The organism is Streptomyces sp. ASQP_92 (genome assembly GCF_025399895.1).
Lineage (GTDB): Bacteria > Actinomycetota > Actinomycetes > Streptomycetales > Streptomycetaceae > Streptomyces.
This window is the reverse complement of sequence record NZ_JAODUA010000003.1, coordinates 517756-538066: the sequence shown is the minus strand read 5'-3', so window position 1 is coordinate 538066 and position 20311 is coordinate 517756. Positions and strand designations below refer to the sequence as shown.

Sequence of the window (20311 nt, the reverse complement as noted above, 5' to 3'; positions counted from 1 at the left end):
GGGCGGGTCAAGTCAGCACAGAATCAGCACGGGCGGCAGAGGCTCCGGCGGGCGGGGGCAGGAGGGTGGCTCCACCGTCCGCGATCTCGTGGCCCGGACCTCCCCGAGTCGCTACGGTTGAGCCATGACCGCACTGCCCGACTGGATGCGCCCGCCCCGCGCGGAAGGCTGGTTCGCGGAGGACCTGGACTACCTCCCGGAAGCGCCGCGCCACACCGAGCTGATCGACGGAGCCCTCGTATTCATGATGTCCCCACAACGGTGGTGGCACGGCCATCTCGTCACGATGCTCACCGTGGCTCTCATGGAGCAGGCGCCGGCCGACGTCAGAGTCGGGCGGGAAATGACCATCAAGCTCGATCAACGCAATCGGCCCGAGCCGGATCTGCTGGTGACGACGGCTGACTTCGACGGTGACCGCACCTGGTTCGCACCGGATGAAGTACGACTCGCCGTCGAGGTGGTCTCTCCCGAATCCGCCCACCGGGATCGCACGGTAAAGCTCCACAAGTACGCAGAGGCCGGCATCCCGCACTACTGGCGCATTGAGGACGAGGACGGAGCACCCATCGTCCACGTCTACGAACTGGACGAGCCGACCGCCACCTACGTACCCGTTGGCATCTTCAGGGGCTCACTCCACCGCCCGGTGCCCTTCGAGATCAACCTCGACCTGCAGAAGCTCGCTCCGCCCCACCGTGGCTGAGTCAGCACGGGAATGCGGAAGGGGCCGGGCTCACCAGAGCCCGACCTCTTCCGAGCTGCATACTTGAAAAATTAACTAGCTCACAGTTACGAACCCGCTATACGTTGAAGCGGAACTCCACCACGTCCCCGTCCTGCATCACATACTCCTTGCCCTCCATGCGCGCCTTGCCCCGCGCACGCGCCTCCGCCACCGAGCCCGCTTCGATCAGGTCGGCGAAGGAGACGACCTCCGCCTTGATGAAGCCCTTCTGGAAGTCGGTGTGGATGACGCCGGCCGCCTCGGGGGCCGTGGCGCCCTGGGGGATGGTCCAGGCCCTGGTTTCCTTGGGGCCCGCCGTCAGGTAGGTCTGGAGACCCAGGGTGGCGAAGCCGACGCGGCCGAGGGTGGCCAGGCCCGGCTCCTCCTGGCCCATGGACTGGAGGAGTTCGAGCGCCTCGTCGTCGTCCAGCTCGATCAGCTCGGACTCGATCTTGGCGTTGAGGAAGATCGCCTCCGCGGGGGCGACCAGCGCGCGCTGCTCGTTCTTGAAGTCCTCGTCGACCAGCTCGTCCTCGTCCACGTTGAAGACGTACAGGAACGGCTTGGTGGTCAGGAGGTGCAGCTCGTGCAGCAGGTCGCCCTGCTCCGTGCCCTTGGTGATGCCGTGCGAGAAGAGGGTGTCGCCGGCTTCGAGGATCTTCTGGGCCTTCTCGACCGCCGCCAGGACCGCGATCTTGTCCTTCTGGAGGCGGGACTCCTTCGTCAGGCGCGGCACCGCCTTCTCGACGGACTGGAGGTCGGCGAGGATCAGCTCGGTGTTGATCGTCTCGATGTCGTCCTTCGGGGACACCTTGCCGTCGACGTGGACGACGTTCTCGTCCTTGAAGGCGCGGATGACCTGGCAGATCGCGTCCGACTCGCGGATGTTCGCGAGGAACTTGTTGCCCAGGCCCTCGCCCTCGCTCGCGCCGCGCACGATGCCGGCGATGTCGACGAAGTCGACCGTGGCGGGCAGGATCCGCTGGGAGTTGAAGACCTCGGCGAGCTGGGCGAGGCGCGGGTCGGGGACGCCGACGACGCCGACGTTCGGCTCGATGGTGGCGAACGGGTAGTTGGCCGCCAGTACGTCGTTCTTGGTCAGGGCGTTGAACAGGGTCGACTTGCCGACATTCGGCAGACCGACGATTCCGATCGTGAGCGACACGTGGCGACTTCCCGGTACGAGGGCGGTGGACGGTCCTGAAAGTGGACCGCCCACCAGTTTACGGGCGCGCGATCCCGGCCGTGACGGCCCGGGTTTCCGGGCCCGCGATCGTGCCCATGACGGCCCCGGACCCTCGAACGCACGGGCAAGCTCGCCCAAAGGGCATGCGCAATGGGCGTGTCCAATGGGCGGTTACGCCCCCGTCGCGACCTACGTTGGTTCGGTGGAGCAATACAGGACGCGCAGCCCCCAGCCCGGACAGCGAGCACGGACCTCGGCACCGGGAGCCTCCCGGGCGCCACTCGGCGCGTCCGGAGCGGCGGCGAGCGGTGAGAGCGCCGCCGTCTACCGCGCGGCGGGCCGCACCCGCCCGGTGCCGCCCCTCGTCCTCGCGCTGCGCCGACTCCCCTCCCCCCGGCTCACCGGACTCGGCGGCGGACTGTTCGCCGCCGCCCTGATGGTGGCGCTCGGCACCCTCGACTGGCTGCTCTTCGACGGCTCGCCCGTGGTGTACGGGGTGCTGTTCCTGCCGGTCTGCGCGGTGACCGCGCTCTGGGTGAGGGCCGCCGACCTGGTGACGGCCCCGATCTGCGTCCCCATCGCGTTCGCGGTGGGCATCGTCCCGGTCGCGGGCGGCGCCGGCGGGTTCGGCGGGCAGGCCATGGCCGTGGTCACCGCCCTCGCCCTGCACGCGGGCTGGCTCTACGCGGGAACACTGGTCGCCGGAGTGATCGCCACGGTGCGGAAGGTGCGGCTCATGGGGCGCCGGCGCGCCCTCGCCAAGCCCGCCGCCTCGGCCCGGCGCTGACCCGCCCCGGCGCACCCTCTGCCGGGGGCCCACTTCGGCCACCCTCTGCCCAGGCCCTGCCTCGGCCACCCCCTGCCCAGGCCGCACTTCGACCGCACCCTGCCCGGGAAGCAACCCGCGCCGACCGCCCTCTGCCCGGGAAGCAACCGGCCCCGGCCACCCCCTGCCCGGGCCCGCCTCGGCCGCCCCGGCCCAGGAAGAAACCCGCTTCGGCCATCCCCTGCCCAGCCCCGCCTCGGCCGCACCGGTCCAAGAAGCAACCCGCCCCCACCCCCTGCCCGCGAAGCAACCCGCCCCCGCCACCCCCGCCCGGAAGGCGACCCGCTCAGCCGCGCGACGCCGCCATCCCCGCCCCCACGATCCCCGCGTCGTTCTGGAGCTGCGCCGGGACGATCTCCGCCTTGATGCCCTCGATCAGCGGGAGGAACTTGGCGGCCTTGCGGCTGACGCCGCCGCCGATGATGAAGAGGTCGGGCGAGAACAGCATCTCCACATGGGCCAGGTACTTCTGGACCCGGCGTGCCCAGTGCGGCCAGCTCAGGTCCTCGTCCTCCTTGACCTTGGTCGAGGCGTGCTTCTCCGCGTCGTGGCCGTGCAGCTCCAGGTGGCCGAGCTCGGTGTTGGGGACGAGATGACCGTCGGTGAAGACCGCGCTGCCGATGCCCGTACCGAAGGTCAGCAGGATCACCGTGCCCGCGCGGCCCCGGCCCGCGCCGACGCGCATCTCGGCGACGCCCGCCGCGTCCGCGTCGTTCAGGACGGTGACCGGCGCGCCTCCCAGCCGTTCGCCGAGCAGTCGGGCCGCGTCCACGCCCACCCACTCCTTGGAGACGTTCGCGGCCGTACGCACGGTGTTCGCGGTCACCACCCCGGGAAAGGTGACGCCCACCGGACCGGACCAGCCGAAGTGCTCCACGACCTCCGCGACGCAGCCCGCGACCGCTTCCGGGGTCGCGGGCTGGGGGGTCAGTACTTTGTGGCGCTCCCGCGCGAGCGTGCCCCGTTCCAGGTCGACCGGGGCACCCTTGATGCCGGTTCCGCCGATGTCCACTCCGAACACGTTCCTCATGGCGTTCATGAGATCCACCGTACGGGCGGTCGCGCGGCGGGACGTACTGGGCGGCGCTACTCGCCCGCGAGTTGGGCTGCCTCCGCGCGCAGGTCGCGGCGGAGCTCCTTGGGCAGCGAGAAGGTGATCGACTCGTCCGCCGTCTTCACCGTCTCGACGTCGCCGTAGCCGCGCTGGGCCAGCCATTCCAGTACGCCGTCGACGAGGACGTCCGGCACGGAGGCGCCGGAGGTCAGGCCGACCGTGGTGACACCCTCCAGCCAGGCCTCGTCGATCTCGTCCGCGAAGTCCACCAGGTGGGCGGCGGGGGCGCCCGCGTCGAGGGCGACCTCGACCATGCGGATCGAGTTCGAGGAGTTCTTGGAGCCGACGACGATGACCAGCTCGGCGTCCTCGGCGAGCTTCTTCACCGCGACCTGGCGGTTCTGCGTGGCGTAGCAGATGTCGTCGCTGGGCGGCGAGAGCAGGTTGGGGAACTTGTTCTTGAGGGCGCCGACCGTCTCCATCGTCTCGTCGACGGAGAGCGTGGTCTGGGAGAGCCACACGACCTTCGACTCGTCGCGCACCTCGACGTTCGCCACGTCGTCCGGGCCGTCGACCAGGGTGATGTGGTCCGGGGCCTCGCCGGAGGTGCCGATGACCTCCTCGTGGCCCTCATGGCCGATCAGGAGGATGTCGTAGTCCTCCTTCGCGTACCGCACGGCCTCCTTGTGGACCTTGGTGACCAGCGGGCAGGTCGCGTCGATGGTGGCCAGTTTGCGCTCGGCGGCCTCCGCGTGGACGGTCGGGGCCACGCCGTGGGCGGAGAACATCACGATGGAGCCCTCGGGCACCTCCTCCGTCCGCTCGACGAAGATCGCGCCCTTCTTCTCCAGGGTCTGCACGACGTACTTGTTGTGGACGATCTCGTGCCGGACGTAGATGGGCGCCCCGTACTGCTCCAGGGCCTTCTCCACGGCGATCACGGCACGGTCCACGCCCGCGCAGTAGCCACGAGGAGCGGCGAGAAGGACCCGGCGGGAAGCGGCAGTAGTCATGCCGTCCATGGTAGGGGCTACCGCCGACAGCCCCGCCGACCCGCCCGAGGGGCGTCCCGCGCCCGACCCGCCGACCCGCCCGCGCCCGGCCACCGCCCGCCCGAGGGGCGTCCCGCGCCCGACCCACCGACCCGCCCGCGGGGCGCCCGCGCCCGGCCACCGCCCGCCCGAGGGACGCCCCGCGCCCGACCGGACTGCCCGGCGGGCCAAAGATCGCCCGGCCGGTGAGACTGGCCGCATGAGTGGCGTACGCGAGGAGCACGTGGACCCGGACCGCCCCCGCCGCACGGGTGGCGCGAGCCGTCCCCGGCGCATGAGCGGCACCGGCCCGGACGAGGGGGCCGCGCCCACCGGGCAGCTGCGGCGGAGCCTGGGCTTTCGCGACCTGGTGGTCTACGGGCTGCTGTTCATCGCCCCCATGGCCCCGGTCGGCATCTTCGGCACCCTGGACGCCAAGTCGCACGGAGCCGTCGCACTGGTCTATCTGGTGGCCACGGTCGCGATGGGCTTCACCGCGTTCAGCTACGCCCAGATGGTGCGGGTCGTCCCACTGGCCGGGTCGGTGTTCGCGTACGCGCGCAAGGCGCTCGGCGAGGGGCCGGGCTTCATCGCCGGGTGGATGGCGATGCTCGACTATCTGCTGATCCCGGCCGTCGCCTACCTCTTCTCCGGCATCGCGATGAACTCGCTCGTGCCGTCCGTGTCGCGCTGGGTGTGGACGGCGATCGCCGTCGTGATCACGACCCTCCTGAACCTGTGGGGCGTACGGGCCGCCGCCCGGGTCGGCTTCGCGGTGCTCGCCATGGAGATCGTGGTGCTGCTCGTCTTCGTGGTGTCGGCGGTGGTGGTGCTCGTACGGGACGGCGCCCAGCGCGGCTGGCTGACGCCGCTGACCGGGGACGCCGGGTTCACGCTGGGCGCGGTGCTCGGGGCGGTGTCCGTCGCGGTCCTGTCCTATCTGGGCTTCGACGCGATCGCCACGTTCGCCGAGGAGGTGACCGGGGGCTCGGCGAAGGTGGCGCGGGCGGTGCTGTTCTGCCTGGTGCTCGCCGGGTTCCTGTTCGTCGCGCAGTCCTATCTGGCGGCCCTGCTCGAACCGATGTCGTCGGCGCAGCTCGCGGCCGATCCGGTCAAGCAGGGCTCGGCGTTCTACGACACCGTCGAGGCCTCGGTCGGCGGCTGGCTGCACACCCTGGTCGCGGTCAGCAAGGCGATCGGGGCGGCGTTCGCGGCACTGGCCGGGCAGGCCGCGGCGGGCCGGCTCGTCTTCGCGATGGCCCGCGACCGGCGGCTTCCGCGTGTGCTGTCGCGGACCGACTCGGGGGTGCCGCGCGCGGCGCTGCTGCTCGCCGCGGTGGTCACGCTGATCGCCGCGGTGTGGGCGGCCCGGCGCGACGACGGCATGGACCATCTCGTCTCCGTGGTCGACATGGGCGCGCTGACCGCGTTCTTCCTGCTGCACGTCTCCGTGGTCGCCTGGTACGCGGTGCGCCGCATGGAGGGCGCCCCCAACTGGCTGAGCCATGTGGTGGTTCCGGTGCTCGGGGCGGCGGTCATCGTCGCGGTGGTCTGGGAGGCGACGGCCACCGCCCAGCTCGTCGGGCTGGGCTGGCTGGCGGTGGGGCTCGTGGTCCTGGCGATGCAGTGGGGCCGCCGCTCCGGCCCGGACCCGGAGCCCCCGGAGCGGGGCGGGACTGTCGGTGGCGCGGGCTAGCCTGCGTACATGGCTCTGAATACGAGTGCGGACGCGCCGCTCCCCGTCGGCGAGGTGTCCCGCCTCATCGGGGGGTGGATCAACCGCCTCGGGGCGGTCTGGGTGGAGGGGCAGATCACCCAGCTCTCACGGCGGCCCGGCGCGGGCGTGGTGTTCCTGACGCTGCGCGACCCCTCGCACGACATCTCGGTGGGCGTCACCTGCTACCGCCAGGTCTTCGACGCGGTCGCGGACGTGGTGTCCGAGGGCGCGCGCGTCGTCGTGCACGCCAAGCCCGAGTGGTACGCGCCGCGCGGTCAGCTCTCGCTGCGGGCGGTGGAGATACGGCCGGTCGGCATCGGTGAACTCCTCGCCAGACTGGAGCAGTTGAAGCGCACGCTCGCCTCCGAGGGCCTGTTCGCCCTGGACCGCAAGCGCCAACTGCCGTTCCTGCCGCAGCTCGTGGGTCTTGTGGTGGGCCGCGCCTCGGCGGCCGAGCGGGACGTTCTGGAGAACGCCCGGCGGCGCTGGCCCGCGGTCCGCTTCGAGGTGCGCAACGTGGCGGTGCAGGGGGTGCACGCGGTGCCCCAGGTGGTGCGGGCCGTGCGCGAGCTCGACGCGCTGCCGGACGTGGACGTGATCATCGTGGCCCGCGGCGGCGGCAGCGTGGAGGACCTGCTGCCCTTCTCGGACGAGGAGCTCGTACGGGCCGTCGCCCAGTGCCGTACGCCCGTGGTCTCGGCGATCGGCCACGAGCCGGACGCGCCGCTGCTCGACCTGGTGGCGGACCTGCGCGCGTCCACCCCCACCGACGCGGCCAAGAAGGTCGTGCCGGACGTCGGCGAGGAGCTCGACCGGGTACGGATGCTGCGGGACCGGGCGCGCCGCCATGTCAGGGGCCTGGTCGACCGCGAGGAGCGGGGCCTGGCGGGGATGCTGGCCCGGCCCTGGATGGAGCGGCCGCACCGCATGGTGGACGACCGGGCCGACGAGGTGGACGCGCTGCTGCACCGTTCGCGCCGGGTGCTCGGCCACCTGCTGGACCGGGCGGACTCGGAGCTCTCGCACACCCACGCCCGGGTGGTGGCGCTGTCCCCCGCGGCCACCCTGGAGCGCGGGTACGCGGTGCTCCAGCGGGCCGGCGGCGAGGTGGTCCGCTCCCCCGGCGAGGTGGGCCCCGGTGAGGATCTGCGCGCCCGGGTCGCCGAGGGCGAACTGCACGTCACTGTCGTACCGCGGACATAGGGTGGATCGCATGGCCAAGACGGACGAGGCCGCGTCGGGCGACGCGGCACTGGGGTACGAGCAGGCGCGGGACGAGCTGATCGACGTCGTACGGCGCCTCGAAGCGGGGGGCACCACCCTGGAGGAGTCCCTCGCACTGTGGGAGCGGGGCGAGGAACTGGCAAAGGTGTGCCACCGCTGGCTTGAGGGCGCCCGGGCCCGTCTCGACGCGGCGCTGGCGGAGCCCGCCGAGCAGGAGTGACCCCGGGCCCGGCGGTCCCGGGCCGATCAGGGAGCATGGAGACACCGACCCGCATTCTCGATGTGAGTCCGGTCACCCTGAAGATAGCTTAGTTGAAAGCTAATACAAATCGGCGTACGGTCGAGTCATCGCTTGATCAGCCGCCCGGAAGGTGTTTCTCAGATGTCCCTCGTTCTTGACCCCGCCGCCCAGGACCTCCTCTTCCGCGAGGCCCGCACCGCCAACACGTTCACGGACGAGCCGGTGACCGACGAGCAGGTCCAGGCGATCTACGACCTGGTCAAGTACGGCCCGACCGCCTTCAACCAGTCGCCGCTGCGCGTGACCCTGGTCCGCTCCCCCGAGGCCCGCGAGCGCCTGGTGCAGCACATGGCCGAGGGCAACCGCCCGAAGACCGCCACCGCCCCGCTCGTGGCGATCCTCTCCGCGGACAACGAGTTCCACGAGGAGCTCCCCGCCCTCTTCCCGCACTTCCCGGCCGCCAAGGACGCCTTCTTCTCCGAGCGTTCGGTCCGCGAGGGTGCCGCCCTGCTCAACAGCGCGCTCCAGGCCGCGTACTTCATCGTCGGCGTCCGCGCCGCCGGCCTGGCCGCCGGCCCGATGACCGGGTTCGACTTCGCCGGCGTGCAGAAGGAGTTCCTGGACGACGACCACACCCCGCTGATGATCGTCAACATCGGCAAGCCCGGCGAGGACGCCTGGTTCCCGCGTAGCCCGCGCCTGGCTTACGAGGACGTCGTCACCACCGTCTGAGCCCGTTCGGCTACGTCAAGGGCCCCGCACCTTTCCGGTGCGGGGCCCTCGGTGTTCGCGGCGGCAGGCCGGGCGGTGTCGCGGTCAGCCCGTCGCTTCCCTGGACTCCTTCTTCGACTCCAGGGACCCGGCCATAGTCACCAGCTGCTCATACGGTGCCGTGCCGGTCACCACGGTCGTGGAGCCCTGGTCCTGGCGGACGAGGGCGTCGTACTTGGGGCCGTCCCAGAAGGTCCAGGTCGCGCCCGCGATCTTCTGCGACTTGTCGGTCCTGGTCGCGTTCTTGCTGACCTCGGCGACGTACTTCTCGAAGGGCGCGGTCGACTGCTCGATGGCCACGTACTGGTTCTGCGGGTCGAGGAACCCCAGGTGCCAGGCGTTGTTCTTGGCGCCGTCGTACGACACCGAGGTCGCCCGCCACTTGTCCTGGTCGGGCAGGCCGACCGGCGCCGCGACCGGGTAGGGCGCGGCCCTGCGCACGGTCGACAGCTCGACCGTGTAGTTGACCGGCTTGAGCGGAGGGGCATCCGATTCGTCGTGCGGGATGAACACATAGATCACAGCCGCCGCGATGCCGATCACCGCCAGCGACTGCAGCATGTTCCGGACTGTCTGCTTGCTGCTGCGCGTTCCTGCCACGACCCCATGGTCTCAGGTCATGTCGCCGCTCATACGTGGGCCCCTCTGCTCAATTTGTCGACGTACGGATAGAGTCCTAGCACCCTCTTTATCCTGCGGCCGTCGCCGTACAGAAAGGTGCGCTCCGATGACCGAGCATCATCTGCCGTCCGAACTCGAGGTCTCCCCCGAGGCTCCGGACCGCAACCTGGCCCTTGAGCTCGTCCGGGTCACCGAGGCGGCCGCCATGGCCGCCGGCCGCTGGGTCGGCCGCGGGGACAAGATCGGCGCGGACGGCGCCGCGGTCAACGCCATGCGGACCCTCGTCTCCACCGTGTCGATGAACGGCATCGTCGTCATCGGTGAGGGCGAGAAGGACGAAGCCCCCATGCTCTACAACGGGGAGCGCATCGGCGACGGCACCGGACCCGAGGTCGACATCGCCGTCGACCCGATCGACGGCACCACCCTGAACGCCAAGGGCATGCCCAACGCGATCGCCGTGCTGGCGGCCGCCGACCGGGGCGCCATGTTCGACCCGTCCGCCGTCTTCTACATGGACAAGCTGGTCACCGGCCCCGAGGCGGCCGACTTCGTCGACATCAACGCCCCGGTCTCGGTGAACATCCGCCGGGTGGCCAAGGCCAAGAAGTCCTCCCCCGAGGACGTCACCGTGGTCATCCTCGACCGCCCCCGCCACGAGGGCATCGTCAAGGAGATCCGGGAGACCGGCGCCCGCATCAAGTTCATCTCGGACGGCGACGTCGCCGGTTCGATCATGGCCGTGCGCGAGGGCACCGGCGTCGACCTGCTCATGGGCATCGGCGGCACCCCGGAAGGCATCATCTCGGCCTGCGCGATCAAGTGCCTGGGCGGTGTGATCCAGGGCAAGCTGTGGCCCAAGGACGAGGCCGAGCGTCAGCGCGCGATCGACGCCGGGCACGACCTGGACCGCACGCTCTCCACCAACGACCTGGTCAGCGGTGACAACGTGTTCTTCGTCGCCACCGGCATCACCGACGGCGAGCTGCTGCGCGGAGTCCGCTACCGCGCGGAGACCGCGACGACCCAGTCGCTCGTGATGCGCTCGAAGTCGGGCACCATCCGCCAGATCGACTCGACGCACCGCCTGTCCAAGCTGCGCGCATACAGCCAGATCGACTTCGACCGGGCCAAGTAGCCCTGGAAGTACGGCAGTTCGTACGTAGGTGAAGGGGCGTCCCCGTTGTGCGGCGGGGGCACCCCTTCACTCACGCAGAGCTACGCGGCGGACGCGGACTTCTTCACCTCGACCTCGCGACGACGCCGACGGGCGATCACCACCCGGCGCTCGGCGGCGGTCAGGCCGCCCCACACCCCGTACGGCTCGGGCATCAGCAGGGCGTGCTCGCGGCACTCCACCATCACCGGGCACCGGGCGCAGACCCGCTTGGCGGCCTCCTCGCGGGAGAGCCGGGCGGCCGTCGGTTCCTTGGAGGGGGCGAAGAACAGGCCCGCCTCGTCCCGGCGGCAGACCGCCTCCGCGTGCCACGGGCCCGCCTGATCCTCCCGAGCTGGACCACGCTGCGGCGGAACGGCGGCGACCTGCAGGGAATGATGCGGCGGATGCAGCACGGCCTACTCCTGACGACGGCTTCGCGAGCGAGCGACGATGCGACAGTCCCTACCCGCTGTACGCGGGCCTATGCACTGAGTTCCTAAGGGCGGAACTGCGCTCGGATGCCCGATGGCCTGAACTCGGCGCCGCCGCGCGCCGGTTCCGGGTCAGAAGTCGAGGCGCTTGCGCAGTCGGTCGTGCAGGTCGGCGATGCGCTTGCCCCGCTTCGGCTTGGCCTCGATGTTGCCGAAGACGGAATGACCATTGACGACGACCACCGGAGCCTCCGGGTCGTCGGCCTCCAGGGTGTGCACCTCGAAGTTGCCGAAGATCCCCGTGCCGCTGCCGCGCAGGCTCAGATTCTCCGGGACCCGCACCTCCACATTTCCGAAAATCGCGGTGGCGTTGATGACGGTCAGACGCTGCTGGAAGAGCGCCTCGGTGAGGTCGATCTCCACATTCCCGAACAGGGCGAAGGCGTTGGTGCGCCGGCCGACCCGCCAGCGGCCCTTGCGGGTGGAGCTGGAGAAGACCGCGATCAGGTTCTCGGCGTCGACGGGGGTGCCCGTCTCCAGCGCCTCGCGGGGCCCGGCCGCCGGGCGGGGGCGGACCCCGCTCACCGGCAAGTCCTTGACCAGGGGCTCCAGTTCACCGAGGGTCTTGGCGCGGTAGACCGCGTCGATGCGCTCGGAGTGCTCCGCGGTGTCGAGCCGACCCTCGGCCAGCGCGTCGCGCAGGATGTCGGCGATCCGGTCCCGGTCGGCGTCGGAGGCCCGCAGCGCGGGGGGCTCGGCGAGCGGTGCGGGATCGGCCTTCGCGGGCTCCACGGGGCCCGGCTGAGCGTGCTTTTCGAGGTCCACGGGGGCAGCGTACCCAAACGCGATAGATCGCGACTAGTCGCGGGGCGGGACGGACTGGGCCCCGGGCGGCCCGGGCGACTGAGCCTTACCTCACAGCCTCGCTGTCCGGGCGGCGGCATACGCTGGTGGGTGCTGTGCCAATGGAGGTACAGCAGCTGTCTGCCGAGTGAGGAATGGCCGCAATGCCAGAGTTTCAGTACTCCGACCTTCTCCCCCTGGGAGAGGACACCACGCCGTATCGCCTGGTGACCGCCGAGGGTGTCTCCACCTTCGAGGCCGACGGTCGTACGTTCCTCAAGGTCGACCCGGAGGCGCTGCGCACGCTGGCCGCCGAGGCGATCCACGACATCCAGCACTACCTCCGCCCGGCCCACCTGGCCCAGCTCCGGAAGATCATCGACGACCCGGAGGCCTCGGGCAACGACAAGTTCGTCGCGCTCGACCTCCTGAAGAACGCGAACATCGCCGCGGCGGGCGTCCTGCCGATGTGCCAGGACACCGGCACCGCGATCGTCATGGGCAAGCGCGGCCAGAACGTGCTGACCCAGGGCGGCGACGAGGAAGCCCTGTCGCGCGGCATCTACGACGCGTACACCAAGCTGAACCTGCGGTACTCGCAGATGGCGCCCCTCACCATGTGGGACGAGAAGAACACCGGCTCCAACCTGCCCGCACAGATCGAGCTGTACGCGACCGACGGCGGCGCCTACAAGTTCCTCTTCATGGCCAAGGGCGGCGGCTCGGCCAACAAGTCGTTCCTCTACCAGGAGACGAAGGCCGTCCTGAACGAGGCCTCCATGATGAAGTTCCTGGAGGAGAAGATCCGCTCGCTCGGCACCGCCGCGTGCCCGCCGTACCACCTGGCGATCGTGGTGGGCGGCACCAGCGCCGAGTTCGCGCTGAAGACCGCGAAGTACGCCTCCGCGCACTACCTGGACGAACTCCCCAGCGAGGGCTCGGAGTTGGGCCACGGCTTCCGCGACGAGGAGCTGGAGAAGAAGGTCTTCGAGCTGACGCAGAAGATCGGCATCGGCGCGCAGTTCGGCGGCAAGTACTTCTGCCACGACGTGCGCGTGGTGCGCCTGCCGCGCCACGGCGCCTCGCTGCCGGTCGCGATCGCCGTCTCCTGCTCGGCCGACCGCCAGGCCGTCGCGAAGATCACCGCCGAGGGCGTCTTCCTGGAGCAGCTGGAGACCGACCCCGCGCGCTTCCTGCCCGAGACGACCGACGAGCACCTGGACGCGGACGACGAGAACGTCGTGCGCATCGACCTCAACCAGCCGATGGACGCGATCCTGGCCGAGCTGACCAAGCACCCGGTCAAGACCCGCCTCTCGCTGACCGGCCCGCTGGTGGTGGCCCGAGACATCGCGCACGCCAAGATCAAGGAGCGGCTCGACGCGGGCGAGGAGATGCCGCAGTACCTCAAGGACCACCCGGTGTACTACGCGGGCCCGGCCAAGACCCCCGAGGGGTACGCCTCCGGCTCGTTCGGCCCGACCACGGCCGGCCGGATGGACTCCTACGTCGAGCAGTTCCAGGCGGCGGGCGGCTCCAAGGTGATGCTGGCCAAGGGCAACCGCAGCAAGCAGGTCACCGACGCCTGCGGCACGCACGGCGGTTTCTACCTCGGCTCGATCGGCGGCCCGGCCGCGCGCCTCGCGCAGGACTGCATCAAGAAGGTCGAGGTCGTCGAGTACGAGGAGCTCGGCATGGAGGCGGTGTGGAAGATCGAGGTCGGGGACTTCCCGGCGTTCGTCGTCGTCGACGACAAGGGCAACGACTTCTTCCAGGCCCCCACCGAGCCGCCGACGTTCCTGAACATCCCCGTGCGGGGCGCCGGACAGGCCTGATCCGGCACGGGCGCCCTCGTACGGCATCCCCCCTGCCGGGCAACCGGAACGCGAATAGGGCCCAAAGTCCCTAAGAATCCGGCGAATTGGCCGCCTATCCTGGCATGTGTCCGCAATCACCCCGGCCGCCGCATCGGCCGGGGAGGTTCAACCACCGGGAGGGGTGGCGCAGTTGGGGTGGTTCAAGGGGCCCGGCGGTTTACTGACGGGGCTCGACCAGGCGCTGCTGAGGCTCCGCGCGAAGGCGTCGCCGTCGGCCGACGCGATGGTCGGCGCGGCGGGGCACGTGGTGACGCCGATCCCCCGGGGCGGCTACGGCGAGGTGCTGTTCTCCGTGCGCGGGCGGCCGCTGAAGTACGCGGCGCGTGCGCACACCCCGCTCGCCCTCGGCGCCCGGGTCCGGGTGTCGTCGGCGCTGTCGCCCTCGGCCATCGAGGTGGCCCGCCTCGGCCCCGCCGCGGACACCTGTCCGTGACGGGGCCGGGCGGCGTGTGTCAGGCGAAGCGCTGGCTCGCGGTGCCGTCGCAGGGCCGCAGGGTGAGCGGGTCCTTGGCGGCGCCGAGCGTGGCGCACAGGCCGGTCGCCGCGGCCGGGCGCAGGCCGCCCGACTGGCGCACCCACTCCTGGTTCACGGCGCCCGAGCAGTTCCAGATGATCAGCTTGGCGCCGGCGGTGTAGTTCGCCCCCGGCACGTCCAGGCAGCGGTCCTGGGTGAGCTGGGTGTGCACGGACTTGCGGCCGTCGTCGTACCACCAGCCCTGGTTGCGCCCGCCGTGGCAGTCCCAGCCGATGACGGCCGTGCCGTTGGCGCTGCTCGACGCGGTGACGTCGAGACAGCTGCCGGTCGCCTCGTTCTTCAGCGGCCGGTAGGCGTCGTCCCAGGCCAGGGTCTGGAGCACCGGGGTGCCGGTGGACGCCGGGTCGGCGCAACTGCCTTCCGCGGCACCGGAGTTGTAGAGCTGAGTGAGGCAGGAGGCGAAGGCGCCGTGGCCCCGGTAGTTGGGGTGGAAGGACTGGCGGACCGAGTTCTCGTCCGGCAGTCCGGGCTTGGAGAGGTCGATGTAGAGGCCCCGGGCCCAGGTGTCCTCCATGCACACCTCGTGGCCGTTGAAGAGGCGCGAGTTGTCGAGGTAGGTCGCTCCGGTGTCCCTGGCCACCTTGCGCATGCCGACCTCGAAGGCGGGCACCGCGGTGTTGCGGCCCCACACCGTGTCGGAGTCGTAGCCGAGGCCGCCGCACACCAGCTTGCCGGGGAAGTTCGGGTTGTCGTGGAAGTCGGGGCCGATCGGGCTCGGGTAGCCCATCACCACGAGTTTGTAGGAGCCGTCGGCGTAACCGGCGTCGCGCATCACGGTCTTGAGGTCGCCGACCGTCTGCTCGACCTTGGGCACCAGCGCGTCGACGCGGCCCTGCCAGCCGGGCTCGTACTTGGACTGGCACGGGCCCTGGAGCAGCAGATAGCGCTCGACGCAGTCGGTCATGACCGGGCCGAACTGGAGGTCGTCGTTGGCGCCGGCGACCAGGAGCACCATCTTGATCCGGGTGTTGCGCGCCTTGATGGCGAGGCTGTCGCTCTGCACGAGTTCGTCGGCGTACTGCTTGGTCCCGCCGATCCTGATGTTTCCGGTGTACGCGCCGGAGCAGGCGACGTTGTAGGTCTCGTCGGCCGGGATGCCGGTGCGGTGGATGGCGGAGTCGGGCGAGCGGTGGCACCAGTTGTCGGGGCCGTTGGTACCGGCCTCGTAGGTGCCGACGCCCTCGCCGGAGATCTCGCTGTCGCCCAGCGAGATCAGGCCGGTCCTGCGGTCCCCCATGGCCCGCTCGGCGGGGTCGCCGTAGAGCCGGGTGGCCTCGGCCGCGCGGATCTTCTCCAGTTCGGGCGGGAGCGGAGTGGACCGGACGGACGGGGCGGACGCGGCCTGCGCGCCGGTCGCGCCGACCGTCATGCCCCCGAACGCGGCGGCCGCGGCCACGGCGGCCGCGAACGTACAGCGAAGTCTGTGCCTCTTGCGCGTCATTACGCCTCCCTGGTGGGCTCCCCGGGAGTACGGGGTCGTCCCCCCGGGAAAATGCAGCCCCCCGGTATTTACTGGCCGGTAAGGCATGTTGGGAATAGGTAGAACAAGACAACTGCTCAACTTTTGCGGGAGGTTCAACCCCATGAACGACAGCGAGTACCGGACCGAGCACGACTCGATGGGCGAGGTGCGGGTCCCCGCGCAGGCCAAGTGGCGGGCGCAGACGCAGCGGGCGGTGGAGAACTTCCCCATCTCCGGCCAGCGCCTGGAGCGCGCCCACATCGAGGCGCTGGCCCGCGTCAAGGCGGCCGCCGCCAAGGTCAACGCCGAGCTCGGGGTGGTCGACAAGGACATCGCGGCCGCCGTCGAGGAGGCGGCCGGCGAGGTCGCCGAGGGCCGTTGGGACGAGCACTTTCCGGTCGATGTCTTCCAGACCGGATCCGGCACCTCCTCGAACATGAACATGAACGAGGTCGTGGCGACGCTCGCCTCCGAGAAGCTGGGCCGGGACGTCCATCCCAACGACCATGTGAACGCCTCGCAGTCCTCCAACGACGTCTTCCCCTCCTCCATCCACATCGCCGCGACGGCCGCCGTCACCGCCGATCTGATCCCCGCCCTGGACCATCTGGCGAGCGCCCTGGAGCGCAAGTCCGCCGAGTTCGCGGACGTGGTCAAGTCGGGGCGTACGCATCTGATGGACGCCACCCCGGTGACGCTGGGCCAGGAGTTCGGGGGCTATGCGGCCCAGGTGCGGTACGGCATCGAGCGGCTGCGCTCCTCCCTGCCCCGCCTGGCCGAACTCCCCTTGGGCGGCACGGCGGTCGGCACCGGGATCAACACCCCGCACGGGTTCTCGGCGGCCGTGATCGCCGAGGTCGCCCGCGTCACCGGACTGCCGCTGACCGAGGCCCGGGACCACTTCGAGGCGCAGGGCGCGCGCGACGGCCTGGTGGAGACGAGCGGGCAGCTGCGCACCATCGCCGTCTCCCTCACGAAGATCTCCAACGACCTGCGCTGGATGGCCTCGGGGCCGCGTACGGGATTGGCCGAGATCAGCCTTCCCGACCTCCAGCCGGGCTCGTCGATCATGCCCGGAAAGGTCAATCCGGTCATTCCGGAGGCCGTCCTCATGGTCGCGGCCCAGGTCGTCGGCAACGACGCGACCGTGGCGACGGCGGGCGCGGCCGGCAACTTCGAGCTCAATGTGATGCTCCCGGTGATCGCCAAGAACCTCCTGGAGTCCATCCGGCTGCTCAGCCGTGTCTCGCGGCTGCTCGCCGACCGCACCATCGACGGCGTCACCGCGCACGTGGAGCGGGCCCGCGAGTACGCCGAGTCCTCGCCGTCCGTCGTCACCCCGCTCAACAAGTACATCGGGTACGAGGAGGCAGCCAAGGTCGCCAAGAAGTCCCTGGCCGAGCGCAAAACCATCCGCGAGGTGGTGCTCGAAGGGGGGTATGTGGAGCGCGGCGATCTGACGGTCGAACAGCTCGACGAGGCCCTGGACGTGTTGCGGATGACCCGCCCCTGAGGGACCGCGTGATCCGTATCGCTGCGTGGCCTTGACCCCACTCCGTAATATCTGCACATGACAGGTACAGGAGGCGGCACCCACCACTGGGCGCCGGGGGACCAGATCCTCTGGCGCTACCGCGACCACGCCCTGGGCCTGGAGGGCGGCCGTAAAGGACCGTTCCACATCTGCCGCCCGGTGACGGTCGTCCAGGACACCGACGACCTGCTGGCGGTGTGGATGGCTCCCGGCACCGAGTGCGTGCGCCCGGTGCTCACCGACGGCCGCCCCCTGTACCAGGAGCCCCTGGCCACCCGGTACACCACCCCGCGCACCACGGAGCGCTCCCAGTGGTTCGGCAGCGGCGTGCTCAAGCTGGCGCGCCCCGGTGAGCCCTGGTCGGTGTGGCTTTTCTGGGAACGGGGCTGGCGCTTCAAGAACTGGTACGTGAACCTGGAGGAGCCGCGCGCCCGCTGGTCGGGCGGCATCGACTCCACGGACCACTTCCTCGACATCTCCGTTTCCACGGACCGCAGTTGGCGCTGGCTGGACGAGGACGAGTTCGCGCAGGCCCAGCGGGTCGGCCTGATCGACGGTGACCTCGCCGGCCGGGTGCGGGCGGCCGGGCAGGCCGCGGTCGAGGTGATCACGGCGTGGGGACGGCCGTTCTCGGACGGCTGGGAGGCGTGGCGGCCGGATCCGCGCTGGCCCGTTCCCGCACTCCCGGCGGACTGGGATCGCACCCCGGCGCACATGACGTCGTGAGACCCTTGATGCGCCCCGGGGGTTCAAACGTAGGATCGTCCTCCGCGGGGTCGCGCGGGGGCCAACCAGCGCCGATCGGGCGGTTCCGGTGCGAGAATTGACCGTATGTCACCACAGGGGGGTGGAGCATGCCCGGTGTCGCCGCCCGGACCGGACCTCCCCCGCGCCCAGAGAACGTGGGGGACGGTGTACCGCGTGAAGCGCCGGCCTCACGCATCCTTACCCTGTCGCTGTCACTGCCGCCGCACGCGGCAGGGCGGATGTCTCACCCCGGACGGACGGAACCCGACGCGTGACGGAGCCCCAGCCCACCTCGCACGAGAGCCGGCGCAAGGAACTCGCCCGGCCCACCGAGCAGACCCTTGCCCACGCCGTTGAGGAGCAGGGGAGGCCCCATGCCGACACATCGGCCGCACCGCAACCGGGCGGTCAGGCCCGCCGCAGCCCGCTGGGCGCCCGTCCGGGCGACCGGAGCGGCGGCGTGACCGCCTCCGTGCCCGGCCAGCCCGAGCGGGCGGGCCGGGACGCCGCGGCCGCCTCCGCCGTGCCCCGGGTGGGCGCGCCCGACGACAGTGGCGCGGCCGAGGGCCCGGGCGCCCCGGACTCCGGCGAGGGCGCCGCGGCGGTGGCCCGGCGCGAGGGCGACCGGCTGCGCTTCGTGGGCGCCGCGACCCGCCGGATCGCCCGGGGCATAGACCTCGACGAGATCGTGCTCGGCCTGTGCCGGGCCACCGTGCCGACGTTCTCCGACGCCATCCTGGTCCACCTGCGCGACCCGCTGCCGGTCGGCGACGAGCGCCCGGCCACCCCGTTCGTGCTGCGCCTGCGCCGCACCGACCGGCTGCGTTTAGTGGACGAGGCGCTGAGCGAGAGCGCGGAGGCGGAGGGCCTCACGGTGCTGGGCGGGTCGGGCCCCGACCTGACCCCCGCCTCCGAGCTGTGCGAGGTGCGCACCGGCGGTGAGCTGAACGAGGTGCTGCGCGGGGTGCGGCCGGTCTTCGCGGAGTCCCCGGCGGCCCGCGCGGCCCTGGCCGAACTGCTCGGCCCCGACCGTACGGTGCCGGGCGGGCGGCGGGCGATACTCGCGCCGCTGCGCGGCCGGCGACGGGTGATCGGCGCCGCCGTCTTCGTGCGCGGCCCCGAACGGCCCGCCTTCGAGGCCAACGACCTTCTGGTGGCGGCCCAGTTGGCCACCCACACGGCGCTCGGCATCGACAAGGCCGTCCTGTACGGACGCGAGGCGTACATCGCCGACGAGCTCCAGCGCACCATGCTGCCCGACAGCCTCCCCCAGCCCACGGGGGTCCGGCTCGCCTCGCGCTACCTTCCGGCGGCCGAGACCGCCCGCGTCGGCGGCGACTGGTACGACGCGATCCCGCTGCCCGGCAGCCGGGTCGCCCTGGTCGTCGGCGACGTCATGGGCCACTCCATGACCTCCGCCGCGATCATGGGCCAACTGCGCACCACCGCACAGACGTTGGCGGGTCTGGACCTGCCGCCCGCCGAGGTGCTGCACCACCTCGACGAGCAGGCCCAGCGGCTCGGCACCGACCGCATGGCGACCTGCCTGTACGCGGTGTACGACCCGGTCGCGCACCGCATCACCATCGCCAACGCCGGCCATCCGCCGCCGGTCCTGCTGCACCTCGGCGGGCGCGCGGAGGTGCTGCGGGTGCCGCCGGGCGCCCCGATCGGGGTCGGCGGGGTCGACTTCGAGGCGGTCGAGCTGGACGCCCCGGCGGGCGCCACGCTGCTCCTGTACACCGACGGCCTGGTCGAGTCCCGGCTGCGCGACGTGTGGACCGGCATCGAGCAACTGCGGGAACGCCTCGCCGCCACCGCCCAGTTGACCGGCCCCGACCACTCGCCGCCGCTGGAGGCGCTCTGCGACGACGTGCTGGACATGCTCGGCCCCGGTGACCGGGACGACGACATCGCGCTGCTCGCCGCCCGCTTCGACGGGATCGCGCCGAGCGATGTGGCGTACTGGTTCCTCGACCCGGAGGAGACCGCCCCCGGCCGGGCCCGCAGGCTGGCCCGCAGGGCCCTGGAGCGCTGGGGCCTCGAGGAGCTGACCGACTCGGTGGAGCTGCTCGTCAGCGAGGTCGTCACCAACGCGGTGCGCTACGCCGAGCGGCCGGTCACGCTGCGGCTGCTCAAGACCGACGTGCTGCGCTGCGAGGTCGGCGACGACTCCCCGCAGCTCCCACGACAGCGCCGGGCGCGCGAGACCGACGAGGGCGGGCGCGGCCTGTTCCTGGTCAACCGGCTCGCCAGACGCTGGGGCGCGACCCGGCTCTCCGGCGGCAAGGTCGTCTGGTTCGAGCTGCCGACCCGCCCCTGAAC

19 protein-coding genes are annotated in these 20311 nt (G+C 71.2%); 12 read left to right on the top strand and 7 right to left on the bottom strand.

Annotated elements, in window-relative coordinates; all coding sequences use genetic code 11:
* Positions 1-124: 124 nt before the first annotated feature.
* On the top strand, positions 125-706 hold the full coding sequence (locus tag N4G70_RS11950) for a Uma2 family endonuclease (protein ID WP_261712522.1): 582 nt from the start codon (positions 125-127) through the stop codon (positions 704-706).
* 97 nt (positions 707-803) lie between these two features.
* Here N4G70_RS11950 and ychF read toward each other — a convergent pair whose 3' ends face one another.
* Positions 804-1892 (bottom strand): redox-regulated ATPase YchF, encoded by a 1089-nt coding sequence (ychF, locus tag N4G70_RS11945; RefSeq protein WP_261712521.1) that lies wholly within the window; start codon positions 1890-1892, stop codon positions 804-806.
* A 223-nt stretch (positions 1893-2115) separates the two neighbouring features.
* Here ychF and N4G70_RS11940 point away from each other — a divergent pair, with 223 nt between their 5' ends.
* On the top strand, positions 2116-2700 hold the full coding sequence (locus tag N4G70_RS11940; protein ID WP_261712520.1) for a DUF6542 domain-containing protein: 585 nt from the start codon (positions 2116-2118) through the stop codon (positions 2698-2700).
* A gap of 325 nt (positions 2701-3025) precedes the next feature.
* On the opposite strand, the gene ppgK is transcribed toward N4G70_RS11940, so the two are convergent.
* Positions 3026-3778 (bottom strand): polyphosphate--glucose phosphotransferase, encoded by a 753-nt coding sequence (gene ppgK / locus N4G70_RS11935; RefSeq protein WP_261712519.1) that lies wholly within the window; start codon positions 3776-3778, stop codon positions 3026-3028.
* A gap of 47 nt (positions 3779-3825) precedes the next feature.
* Positions 3826-4806 carry a 4-hydroxy-3-methylbut-2-enyl diphosphate reductase gene (locus N4G70_RS11930; protein ID WP_261712518.1) on the bottom strand — a complete coding sequence of 327 codons (981 nt, stop codon included), beginning with the start codon at positions 4804-4806 and terminating at the stop codon, positions 3826-3828.
* Between the two features lie 313 nt (positions 4807-5119).
* Here N4G70_RS11930 and N4G70_RS11925 point away from each other — a divergent pair, with 313 nt between their 5' ends.
* From N4G70_RS11925 to N4G70_RS11910, 4 genes are all read left to right on the top strand, one after another.
* Positions 5120-6520 carry an APC family permease gene (locus N4G70_RS11925; protein ID WP_261712603.1) on the top strand — a complete coding sequence of 467 codons (1401 nt, stop codon included), beginning with the start codon at positions 5120-5122 and terminating at the stop codon, positions 6518-6520.
* A gap of 9 nt (positions 6521-6529) precedes the next feature.
* Positions 6530-7744 carry an exodeoxyribonuclease VII large subunit gene (gene xseA / locus N4G70_RS11920; RefSeq protein ID WP_261712517.1) on the top strand — a complete coding sequence of 405 codons (1215 nt, stop codon included), beginning with the start codon at positions 6530-6532 and terminating at the stop codon, positions 7742-7744.
* 10 nt (positions 7745-7754) lie between these two features.
* Positions 7755-7985, top strand: a complete 231-nt coding sequence (locus tag N4G70_RS11915; protein WP_120721656.1) for an exodeoxyribonuclease VII small subunit — start codon at positions 7755-7757, stop codon at positions 7983-7985.
* A 162-nt stretch (positions 7986-8147) separates the two neighbouring features.
* The gene (locus N4G70_RS11910) at positions 8148-8738 is read left to right on the top strand and encodes a malonic semialdehyde reductase (RefSeq protein ID WP_261712516.1); all 591 of its coding nucleotides are present in this window, start codon (positions 8148-8150) and stop codon (positions 8736-8738) included.
* 84 nt (positions 8739-8822) lie between these two features.
* Here the strand turns inward: N4G70_RS11910 and N4G70_RS11905 are convergent, their stop codons facing one another.
* Positions 8823-9377 (bottom strand): DUF4245 domain-containing protein, encoded by a 555-nt coding sequence (locus N4G70_RS11905; RefSeq protein ID WP_261712515.1) that lies wholly within the window; start codon positions 9375-9377, stop codon positions 8823-8825.
* Between the two features lie 127 nt (positions 9378-9504).
* On the opposite strand from N4G70_RS11905, the gene glpX reads away from it, so the two are divergent.
* Positions 9505-10536, top strand: coding sequence for a class II fructose-bisphosphatase (gene glpX, locus N4G70_RS11900; protein ID WP_120721659.1), 1032 nt, complete (start codon positions 9505-9507; stop codon positions 10534-10536).
* 80 nt (positions 10537-10616) lie between these two features.
* Here the strand turns inward: glpX and N4G70_RS11895 are convergent, their stop codons facing one another.
* Together N4G70_RS11895 and N4G70_RS11890 are read right to left on the bottom strand one after the other, a co-directional pair.
* The gene (locus tag N4G70_RS11895; protein WP_261712514.1) at positions 10617-10970 is read right to left on the bottom strand and encodes a WhiB family transcriptional regulator; all 354 of its coding nucleotides are present in this window, start codon (positions 10968-10970) and stop codon (positions 10617-10619) included.
* A 150-nt stretch (positions 10971-11120) separates the two neighbouring features.
* Complete coding sequence (locus N4G70_RS11890; protein WP_399035076.1) at positions 11121-11813, bottom strand: DUF1707 domain-containing protein; 693 nt, start codon at positions 11811-11813, stop codon at positions 11121-11123.
* Positions 11814-11995: 182 nt separating this feature from the next.
* On the opposite strand from N4G70_RS11890, the gene N4G70_RS11885 reads away from it, so the two are divergent.
* A complete protein-coding gene (locus N4G70_RS11885) occupies positions 11996-13666 on the top strand; it encodes a fumarate hydratase (RefSeq protein ID WP_261712513.1) in 1671 nt (556 codons plus the stop codon).
* A 163-nt stretch (positions 13667-13829) separates the two neighbouring features.
* The gene (locus N4G70_RS11880) at positions 13830-14141 is read left to right on the top strand and encodes a hypothetical protein (protein ID WP_261712512.1); all 312 of its coding nucleotides are present in this window, start codon (positions 13830-13832) and stop codon (positions 14139-14141) included.
* A 19-nt stretch (positions 14142-14160) separates the two neighbouring features.
* On the opposite strand, the gene N4G70_RS11875 is transcribed toward N4G70_RS11880, so the two are convergent.
* A complete protein-coding gene (locus tag N4G70_RS11875; protein ID WP_261712511.1) occupies positions 14161-15684 on the bottom strand; it encodes a ricin-type beta-trefoil lectin domain protein in 1524 nt (507 codons plus the stop codon).
* 142 nt (positions 15685-15826) lie between these two features.
* Between N4G70_RS11875 and N4G70_RS11870 the strand changes: the two genes are divergently transcribed.
* From N4G70_RS11870 to N4G70_RS11860, 3 genes are all read left to right on the top strand, one after another.
* Positions 15827-17218, top strand: coding sequence for an aspartate ammonia-lyase (locus N4G70_RS11870; protein WP_261712510.1), 1392 nt, complete (start codon positions 15827-15829; stop codon positions 17216-17218).
* Between the two features lie 57 nt (positions 17219-17275).
* A complete protein-coding gene (locus N4G70_RS11865; protein ID WP_261712509.1) occupies positions 17276-17965 on the top strand; it encodes a DUF402 domain-containing protein in 690 nt (229 codons plus the stop codon).
* A gap of 292 nt (positions 17966-18257) precedes the next feature.
* A complete protein-coding gene (locus N4G70_RS11860; RefSeq protein ID WP_261712508.1) occupies positions 18258-20309 on the top strand; it encodes an ATP-binding SpoIIE family protein phosphatase in 2052 nt (683 codons plus the stop codon).
* The last annotated feature ends 2 nt before the right edge of the window (positions 20310-20311 follow it).